The sequence below is a fragment of the Vulcanisaeta sp. JCM 16161 genome, from assembly GCF_001316285.1.
The window spans coordinates 26,901-35,639 of sequence record NZ_BBDO01000012.1; the positions used below are offsets into that span (position 1 = coordinate 26,901).

The 8,739-nt window shown below is 43.0% G+C and carries 14 protein-coding genes; 7 read left to right on the top strand and 7 right to left on the bottom strand.

Annotated features, from left to right (window positions below; all coding sequences use genetic code 11):
* Positions 1-23: 23 nt before the first annotated feature.
* From JCM16161_RS12980 to JCM16161_RS19125, 7 genes are all read right to left on the bottom strand, one after another.
* Positions 24-728, bottom strand: a complete 705-nt coding sequence (locus JCM16161_RS12980; protein WP_243671692.1) for a hypothetical protein — start codon at positions 726-728, stop codon at positions 24-26.
* A 246-nt stretch (positions 729-974) separates the two neighbouring features.
* A complete protein-coding gene (locus JCM16161_RS12985; protein ID WP_243671693.1) occupies positions 975-1,277 on the bottom strand; it encodes a hypothetical protein in 303 nt (100 codons plus the stop codon).
* Positions 1,278-1,356: 79 nt separating this feature from the next.
* Positions 1,357-1,605 carry a hypothetical protein gene (locus tag JCM16161_RS12990; RefSeq protein ID WP_243671694.1) on the bottom strand — a complete coding sequence of 83 codons (249 nt, stop codon included), beginning with the start codon at positions 1,603-1,605 and terminating at the stop codon, positions 1,357-1,359.
* Between the two features lie 45 nt (positions 1,606-1,650).
* Complete coding sequence (locus tag JCM16161_RS19115) at positions 1,651-1,803, bottom strand: hypothetical protein (RefSeq protein ID WP_243671695.1); 153 nt, start codon at positions 1,801-1,803, stop codon at positions 1,651-1,653.
* Positions 1,800-2,477, bottom strand: a complete 678-nt coding sequence (locus tag JCM16161_RS12995; RefSeq protein WP_243671696.1) for an inositol monophosphatase — start codon at positions 2,475-2,477, stop codon at positions 1,800-1,802. The genes JCM16161_RS19115 and JCM16161_RS12995 overlap by 4 nt, the downstream gene beginning before the upstream one ends.
* A gap of 38 nt (positions 2,478-2,515) precedes the next feature.
* Positions 2,516-2,845: a hypothetical protein gene (locus JCM16161_RS19120; RefSeq protein WP_243671697.1), complete on the bottom strand. Its 330-nt coding sequence runs from the start codon at positions 2,843-2,845 to the stop codon at positions 2,516-2,518.
* A gap of 38 nt (positions 2,846-2,883) precedes the next feature.
* A complete protein-coding gene (locus tag JCM16161_RS19125) occupies positions 2,884-3,495 on the bottom strand; it encodes a hypothetical protein (protein WP_243671698.1) in 612 nt (203 codons plus the stop codon).
* A 268-nt stretch (positions 3,496-3,763) separates the two neighbouring features.
* Between JCM16161_RS19125 and JCM16161_RS13005 the strand changes: the two genes are divergently transcribed.
* The 7 genes from JCM16161_RS13005 to JCM16161_RS13030 all read left to right on the top strand — a co-directional run.
* Positions 3,764-4,840, top strand: a complete 1,077-nt coding sequence (locus JCM16161_RS13005) for an ATP-binding protein (RefSeq protein WP_243671699.1) — start codon at positions 3,764-3,766, stop codon at positions 4,838-4,840.
* A 114-nt stretch (positions 4,841-4,954) separates the two neighbouring features.
* Positions 4,955-5,680, top strand: coding sequence for an ATP-binding protein (locus JCM16161_RS13010; RefSeq protein ID WP_243671700.1), 726 nt, complete (start codon positions 4,955-4,957; stop codon positions 5,678-5,680).
* A gap of 32 nt (positions 5,681-5,712) precedes the next feature.
* Positions 5,713-5,955, top strand: coding sequence for a hypothetical protein (locus JCM16161_RS13015; protein WP_054856142.1), 243 nt, complete (start codon positions 5,713-5,715; stop codon positions 5,953-5,955).
* 403 nt (positions 5,956-6,358) lie between these two features.
* Complete coding sequence (locus JCM16161_RS19130; RefSeq protein WP_243671701.1) at positions 6,359-7,237, top strand: hypothetical protein; 879 nt, start codon at positions 6,359-6,361, stop codon at positions 7,235-7,237.
* Between the two features lie 40 nt (positions 7,238-7,277).
* Positions 7,278-7,748, top strand: a complete 471-nt coding sequence (locus JCM16161_RS19135; protein WP_243671702.1) for a YeeE/YedE family protein — start codon at positions 7,278-7,280, stop codon at positions 7,746-7,748.
* A gap of 320 nt (positions 7,749-8,068) precedes the next feature.
* The gene (locus tag JCM16161_RS13025) at positions 8,069-8,329 is read left to right on the top strand and encodes a hypothetical protein (protein ID WP_054856143.1); all 261 of its coding nucleotides are present in this window, start codon (positions 8,069-8,071) and stop codon (positions 8,327-8,329) included.
* An 80-nt stretch (positions 8,330-8,409) separates the two neighbouring features.
* On the top strand, positions 8,410-8,739 hold a 330-nt coding region (locus JCM16161_RS13030; RefSeq protein ID WP_243671703.1), incomplete at its 3' end, for a hypothetical protein.

Consider the following 8,739-nt stretch of genomic DNA (forward strand, 5'->3'; position numbering starts at 1 on the left):
ATTGACTAAACATAACCAGGGTCCTATGAACTGCTGGTTACGCTCGTGAACTCCACAGTAATTGTTAGGTTTGACGACAACAGTACTTCGGCGTGGTATGAGCCGTATGGTGTCTCCGTATAGTTTATTGCCGTGCCATTAACGTAGATACCCTCAAGCGTGTATCCGTAGAATGGCCATGCCACTATGAATAGTGTGGTGTTCATGGGAAGTATCAATGATTGCGTGGTTGGTCCATTAATAATTAGTGATTGATTGGTCATAAAACCTGGCGTACTGAGTATTGCTATTATGCCTCCTCCATTCGTTAAGTTCACTGTGGCATTAACATATGGTACGCACTCAATGGTTATGAATTCATAATTAGCGCCCTCCGAGAGAGTTATGTTGCTTGAAGGTTCGTAAGTAATTAATGGGTATTTGCAATTTGACGTTGATGTGACGTTAAACGTAACCGTAATGCCCGGCTCACCAACGTAGGCAGGTCCAAAAACCTGGGAACCACTTCCCTGGTAATACGCATACCAACCATTGGATGCACTCGCATATACGGTCCAGGTTGCGTAGTTAGGCGCCGTAATGTTTATGAAAAGGTATGATGGAGGCGGTGGTGTTTGTGAAGTCGCCGGAGCTACGTACATGCTTATGGATAGTGCATAATGAGTTACTAATATTGTGATAGAAAGAATTACTATTAATAATAGGTATTTCCTCCAGGCCATATTCAATCAATATATTCTATTAAGGTATCTTTTTAAAGAGTAATTATTATCTATATCCAGCGATATAGCGTTGTAATCTATTCATGGGCATTGTCATGGTTATTATCATGGCATAAGGCTTCTACACTGGGTATCTACCCTCAATAAATGGCAAACTAAATCATTCATTACTGCCCTGGGTTTGCCTTAGCCACCCTAACTCATTAAGGTCAAGCCACTTACCGTACTTAATAACACTCAGCATGTTCCACATTATGAGCCCGCAACAATGTGCTTGCAGACCTCGCCCCTAATCACGGATGCCTCACAGGTGCATTTCGCGCCGTATGGCCCAACCGACACGTAGTAATAAGTGTTGTCCCTGGTCTCTGAGGGTACCTTAAGCCTAACGCCATTTATTGACTTACCATCATCCCTAACATCGATTATCTCCGAGCGCTGGGCTAGTTTATATGAGTCCAGCACCTTATCAATTCTCCAACTAAGTTTATCGGATAACTCCAGTAGCCATTCCTTCAATCTCTTACTTAATTGTGGCGTTAATTCCTCTGCCAAAATTAATCACCAGGAATTCCATAGTGAATTCGTATTGGCTTAAATTAATCTTTCTAGCTCATGAATAGGTATTACCCATTTAATGATTAATGGCTAGTTCAAGGTATAATTCATCAATTACTGAGTTCCAATCGAATATTAATGAACCATCGATATTTCTAAGGGCTCTCCTAGCCGCATCACGCAATTTCCAACTAACCCTGAGACCGCACCTAATGCAATAAACACTGACGTTTTTATCATCCTCCTCCATAAACAATGCGCCACCACACCTTGGGCAATCAAGGTTCAGTCTAATCCTCATTAACTCCACGTTAAGTAAACGCATATTTAACCCCTCCTAACTAATTAGCTAATTAGAACAGCAAAACTTTCACTTAACCCCCAACAACCCAAGAAAGCTCCTAACGAAATCACCATTCCTACTAACAATTAGACTAAACCTCCTATCGCTACTAACCAACTCATTACCCAACTCACCACCATTAAGCGTGTATACGTTGACCTTCATAGCCCTGGAAATCACGTAGCGCCGGCTATGTCGAATATCCTAAGCCTATTTCTAAGGTCCATGAAGGCCAGGAACCTACCCATCGATGCCATAACCATCTCCAGACTGGCAGCACCGAGACTCCTAATCTTAAATCTACTAAACCTATCATAAACAGCCCTAAGCCCCCGTAGCAGCTTCTCATCTGCATCGGGTTCCAAGTAAAGCGATATCACTGGCCTATCAATATCCTCACTAAGGTCACTGAGGTCATCACCCCTAAACTCAATTCCGCCTGAACCACCGTAGTAAAGCGCGTCCTTTGCTACGTAGTAAACAACGCCATCTGTTAAATCGCCAAATTTTAGTGGGTTTCCGTACTTACCTGCCGCAATTGATATGGAGTAGAATGGTATACCAAGCACAAAATTCAGCGAACCATCCAATGGGTCAACGACGAATGTATATTCAGGTTCGCCATCACCAATCCTTACAACACCCCTCTCCTCGGTATTTATCACAGCCCTCAAGCCCTCCTCCTCAATTCCCCTGATTATTATGTCCTCAACCTCAAGGTCTATTCTCCGTGAAACATCGGTTGATCCTCTCTTCATTATCTGCCTATAACTCATGTCATTAGCCTTGGACCTAACGAAGGAGCCAGCCTTAGTGGCTAGGTCCTTAATCAGTGATTCCAGGTTAACCTCCACGTTGTGCCACTATCGATTGCACTATTTAAAAATCCTACCTAACCCCTGAGCAGGAAGTAATTCTTCAATTTGTTATCCTCGATTATTAAATAGACCATCCTAAGCACACCTTCCGAGTACTCACTACCCGCGTTAATCACCGGGACCTTAGCACCACCATTACTCTTGATATAATCAATGCCGGGCGCCTCATGTATGTGCCCATGCATTCCAATCAGCGGTGAGTACTCCTCAATCAAAGCCCTAACAGACCTACTACCTACGTGAGCCCTTAATACCTCGCCACCCCTAATCACAGGTTTGAAGTCCTTACTCAATTGATAAGCTTGGTCAATGAGTGTGTTATATGGTGGGTCGTGGATCACCATTATCAATTTATTAAGCCTTGACTGATCAACGCTCCTAATTAATTTCTCAACCCTTGCCCTAAGCTCCTCCTCACTGACCTCCCTCGCGTGTTCCAGGGCGTTGGCGTTGAGTATCCAAAGCCCAGGAAGTAGTAGCCATTAAGCTCAATAACATCCTCATCAATGGGTATTAACACGTCAGAGGCCTGCTTCCTAATGTAATCCGCAATTTCTGGGTAATCATCATTGCCAGGCATTATCAATAGTTTGACGCCAGCCTCCCTATACCTAGCAATTACCTTCCCCAGGTCCTCCTCTAGGGCATTAATCATGAGCTTAACAAAGGTCTCCCTAACCCTATCCCTATTGCCGGCTAGCTCCTCATAACCAGCCTTATCAGTAACGAATGGGTAATAACCCCTACCCCTCAACTCCCTAATTACTTTATCGAGGTCCTTACCGTCCACAGCCTTAACATCGCCGAAGATATTAACCACGTACTTACTAACGCCAGAACCAAGGCTGAAGGAACCATCATCCCTAATAATAGGCACCAACGCCTTACCGGTGAGGTCACCTGCAAAGACCACGACATCAGCCTTATAGAACCTAATGGCATTGGACAACTTGCCATAAGCCACACTTGAACCATGAAGGTCCGAGACAAGCAAAATCCTTAATCTACCCACGAAGACGCCCGTTTTAAATAATATTTAAACCTAACCCATCAAAACAAAGGAAATACAAACCAAATTATTTAAACAAATAATTAAATAAAAATAATAACCAGGGTACTACATGGTAACGCCTTACACCGAATCATCAGTTTCAATTCATGCCATAGTGACTCAATAGGGTAAGTATTTAATTACTTCTGGTAGTAGTACCAGTTACTGGTAGTGGTACCAGTGCTTTTCGACTTAAAGCCGAAGGACCGCATTGAGGAGTTATACGATTTCAGGGACGAACTTAATAAATTACTCGCATGCTATAGATGGTAGGATTGCGTTAATACTAGGCCTTAGAAGGATGGGTAAATCAAGTCTGTTGAGGAGTTTTCTAAATAGTTATAATATACCGCACATACTGATTGATGCCAGGAGGATTATACTTAATGAGGGAGGTATGAGTATTAGAGGCTTCATGAACGAGCTCTCCCAATCATTGACCAACTTCCTACAGCAGAGGGCCAGCTTTAGAGATAAATTAATAGGTTTATTACGTAATATCGATGGTATTTCAATAGGTGTGCAACCCCTAAGTATATCTATTTCCTGGCGTAGGGGTAGGGCTGTACTTACATCACTATTGGAGGCTGTGAATAGGGTTGCCGAGGACCTAAACATAAAGGTTGTGTTGGCTATCGATGAGGTTCAGGAGTTGAGGGCGCTGGGCCTGAACATACCCATGCTTCTGGCGTATATTTACGATAACTTGGGCAATATTGTAGCCATATTGACTGGATCTCAGGTGGGCATGGTTTACGACACGTTGAGGCTTAATGACCCTAAATCACCGCTCTACGGTAGAGCAGTGGTTGAGGTGAAACTTAGGAGACTTAGTCCCGATGAGTCCCTGGACTTCCTAAGGAGGGGCTTTGAGCAGTATGGGGTCCAGGTTGGCGATGATGTTATTAGGGAGGCTGCGAGCAGGCTAGATGGCATAATTGGATGGTTAACGTTGTTTGGTTGGTATTATGTGCATGGTAATAGGGATCTAAACTCCATAATTGATGTGGCTGCTAGGCAGGAAATTGAGGAATTGAAATCATTCCTGACCAAGTCAAGGGCTGAGAATAGGTATAAGGTGATACTGAGGATCGTTGCCGAGAAGCCGAGGAGGTGGTCTGAGATAAAGAGGGCTGTGGAGATGGAGGAGGGTGTCATTGTGAACGACCGTAATTTCACGGATTTATTAAGGCATTTAATTAATATGGGTATACTTGAGAAGCAGGGCGATGCGTATAAAATAGCAGACCCTGTACTTGAGTACGGCGTTAGGAAGTACCTGAGATAATTATGTTAATTTTTGAGGGTGCACTTAATCATTGTATTGAGACTTGAGTTGAAGAATTGATTGTGGTTACGGTTACGTAAGGTATATAAAACTGGTGGCATACCAGTAACTGGTATGCCACCAGTTTCCTGTAAATTCTTCGATACTCGACCTAAGGTTAGTAGGGATGCCGTGTTTGGTAGGGATGACGTGATTAATGAAATTGAACGCTTATTGAACAATGGCTTTTGGCCTGTTATTCTCGGTCCCAAGAGGATTGGTAAGACTACGGTTATGAGGGTTGTGATTAATGAGCTTGGTGGAATATATATTGATGCATCGACAATAACGGGGCTTAAGGGCCTTGGACTTAGGCTTATCAATGAGATTAAGAGATTAAACATTAAGGTTAGGCTTAACCTAGCCGTGCTTCAATTGGATATTGAAAGAAGGCCTACGATAACTATCGAGGGATTAATTAAGGAGTTAGGTGATGTAGTTATTGGTATTGATGAGGTTCAGAACATAATTAGTCCAAAACTCCCTGCGCTTCTTTCCGTGGCTTATAATGAGTCTAGGGTCAGGTTTGTATTTAGTGGCTCATTAATTGGTACCACGCGGTTAATAATGAGGAGTCCCGAGTCCTTGGGTAGACCGTTGATTAGGTTTGAGCTTAAGCCCTTCACTAGGGAACAGTCCATGGAGTTTCTGAGGGTTGGTTCAAGGGAATGTGGTATCGGCATCAGCGATACCGAGATTGAGGATGCCGTAAGTGAGTTCGACGGTATTGTTGGTTGGTTAACGTACTATGGAAGCCTTAGATCAAGTGGCAAAGATCATTTAGAGGCCATGAAGGCCTAAGGGGTATTGCCAGGGAGGTTATTAAGGAAGAATTGAGTAGGTTAGGGAAGTATGAATTGGTAATTTATAGGGCATTGGCTACGTTGGGTAAGGCTAGATGGGTTGATATCAAGAGACTTACTGAATACCTAATCGGCCACTCAATAGATGATAAGACGTTCAGCACGAGCCTAAAGACCCTGGTTAATATGTACATGATTAGGGAGGTTGGGCGAGGTATTTACGAGGTTATTGATGAATATATGGCTAAGCTGGTCCGTGAATACGGCGTTTAATTACGGAATATCCATCATTAAGTCCTTGATTGATCCTTCATTCAAACCACGTGATACTTTGTCGCAACCACGCATAGCTAGCTAGGGAGGGGGTTAATGCAATCCTAGTGGGCACGGCCCTAATGAAGAATCCAAACCTGGCAGAAGATCTACCAAAAATAACAATACATTAATGATCGGAAACCCCCGAACCTTAACCTTCTTTTTCCACAAAGTATAAAGTATTACGATTAAATATATTTATATAGTTTAAGGTTCATGTGTATGTATTTAATAATTAATAATTAGCTATATAGATAACACCACTTCGCTCTCTACACCTTAATGGCTAATATTTCTCAAAATGCTCAATTTTTTTGACATAATAAGTTTTTAAACCTTTTTTTGACATCTGTCTGTCTGTATGCGAACAAACCTGGCTACGTATGAACATGATAAATGGGTGGTTACAATAGCCAGCTGGGCACTGTTAGCACTTGCCTTGGCGATGCTTTTAGGCGGGGTTTATATGCAAGTTGTTCTTCATGAGACTAAGGCACCCCTATGGTTAGGTATCGTGGCTGCATTACCATTGGCAATACCTCTAGAGCTTTGGAACTTCTCAGATCCAGATACTTTATTCAGAGTTATGGCTCTTCAAGACAGATTCCTGGTTGCATGCTTTGGCTTTGCGATCGGCCTTGGTGCAATACTTCTGTATGGATTAAACCTATTTACGCATCCCAACTTCGGCATTAAGGACCTATTCATAGGTGGTGTGGTTCTAGGCGGCTTACTATTCGGTATAGGTGTTGGTTTAGCAGGCTACTTCCCGGGCACCATATGGATAGCCCTTGGCCAGGGTAGGAGGGATGCGATATACGCGGTCATTGGGGGTCTGTTAGGGGCCTTCACCTGGTCCATGATATTTGGATGGGCAAGGGGCCCGCTATGGAACACGTTGAACTTTGGCCCAATAACCTGGCCCCAGCTCTTCGGTATACCGTTCAGTGATAAGGTTGGTATGTTTGTAGGCTCCATAGTCTTCGGCATACTGCTATTATTAGTATTCCTATTCTTACCAAGGTACCCGAAGATGCCTATTAAGCAGGCATGCGGATTCCACCTAGCTGGGGTCGGTAAGGAGACTGTTATCAGGTTCACGGACATGATGAATGATGACTTAGCCAAGTATCCCAACCAGAATAAATTCCTAGTGGAGTTGATTAACGAGAGTAGTGTTAGGAATGCTAGGTTTATAATGATCCTAGGCGCCGCCTTCACCATAGAGGCGGTTGCGTGATAATACTGCACCAGATATTTGGCGAATCAACGACATACTCATGGATAGGGGCCCAGATATCATACTTAATCAACCCATACTGGCTGCATCAAACCCATACTTCCAGCTATTCGGCGGGATGCATATAGTTAATGGGGTACCTGTTAATAAGCCATTTAGTGAAATAGGTTGGGAACCCATAACAGACCTAAGCACGTTCCTAGGCGGCTTAATATCGTCAATATTCATATCGAGGAGGTTCATGGGGTTCAGGCGCCAGATACCGAGGGTTTGGGTTCATAGGTTCGGTGAGTCAGAGTGGAAGAGGTTCCTCGGTTCATTCTTCGGAGCCTACCTTGTCCTATTCGGCGCCAGGATGGCTAACGGGTGTGCAAGCGGCCACATATTGAGCGGTGATATACAGATGGCTGTTTCAAGCGCGTTATTCCTAGTAATGGTAATGATTGGGAGCATATTAACCTTAAGATACGTGCTAAAGCTTAAGATAAACAACTGGGGCTACGTACAGTAAGCCAAAAATGCAACATATAGTCATTTAAAAATATTTTATTTTTCATTTCCTAAACATTGTTGCCTGAAATGGGCAAAGGAATACGATACTGCTACTAGCCATAACGGCATACTACTCACAGTCACCAATGACTGTCGATGGGCAAGTAGTTCAGAACTATGAACCAGTCCCAACGGTTGCCGAGGCTAAGGCTAGGTAAGTTCAAAACCCTCATGTTTAAAATTAGAAATAAAATACCTCTTTTCTTCACCAACATTATTAAATTCATCACATCCCTGCGTAAGGGTTATTAACCTGCATAGGCTTGACTATTGATTCAAGTGGCCACTAGGGATGAGTTGAAGAAGGCTATACTGGAGTTGATTAGGACTGATGAGGAGTTCCGCCTAGCCGTGGCTGGGGCCCTGGGCTTGGACACTATTCTTAATGAGCTTAAGGCGCTTAGGCAAGATTTCAACGCAATGTTAAGCAGAGTAATCAATATTGAAAGTAAAGTAACTAATATTGAAAATAGAGTAACAAGCATTGAAAATAGGGCAACTGGCCTTGAGGGTAGGGTAACTGGTATTGAGGATAAGTAACTAGCATTGAGAACAGGGTAACAAAAATCGAGAATAGGATAACAAACATTGAAGATAGATTAACAAAAATCGAGAATAGGATGACGGAGGTTGAGAATAGAATTACAAATATTGAGAACAGGCTGGCAAATGTTGAAAATAGGGTAACAAATATTGAGAATGTTTTAAAGAGGCATGAAGACTTACTGCAGAAGCATTCAAGGATTCTACAGGAACATAGTAGAATTCTTCAAAGCCACTCGACTAGGCTTGACGAGTTGACTAAGGATGTTCAGGACATTAAGAGGGCCCTCAACCAAATGACTACGACAATAAACCAGATGAATAGGACTCTTCAGAAGCTAACCTATAGCATTGAGGATGAGGCTATTGATGTGGTTTCCTGGAGGCTTAGGGAGAGGTTGGGTATT

Bases quoted from the DNA above. Each gene is read 5' to 3' on its own strand.
- JCM16161_RS12990 (WP_243671694.1), bottom strand. From the start codon at position 1,605: ATGCGTTTACTTAACGTGGAGTTAATGAGGATTAGACTGAACCTTGAT.
- JCM16161_RS19120 (WP_243671697.1), bottom strand. From the start codon at position 2,845: ATGGTGATCCACGACCCACCATATAACACACTCATTGACCAAGCTTAT.
- JCM16161_RS13010 (WP_243671700.1), top strand. From the start codon at position 4,955: ATGCCACCAGTTTCCTGTAAATTCTTCGATACTCGACCTAAGGTTAGT.
- JCM16161_RS19130 (WP_243671701.1), top strand. From the start codon at position 6,359: ATGCGAACAAACCTGGCTACGTATGAACATGATAAATGGGTGGTTACA.
- JCM16161_RS19135 (WP_243671702.1), top strand. From the start codon at position 7,278: ATGGATAGGGGCCCAGATATCATACTTAATCAACCCATACTGGCTGCA.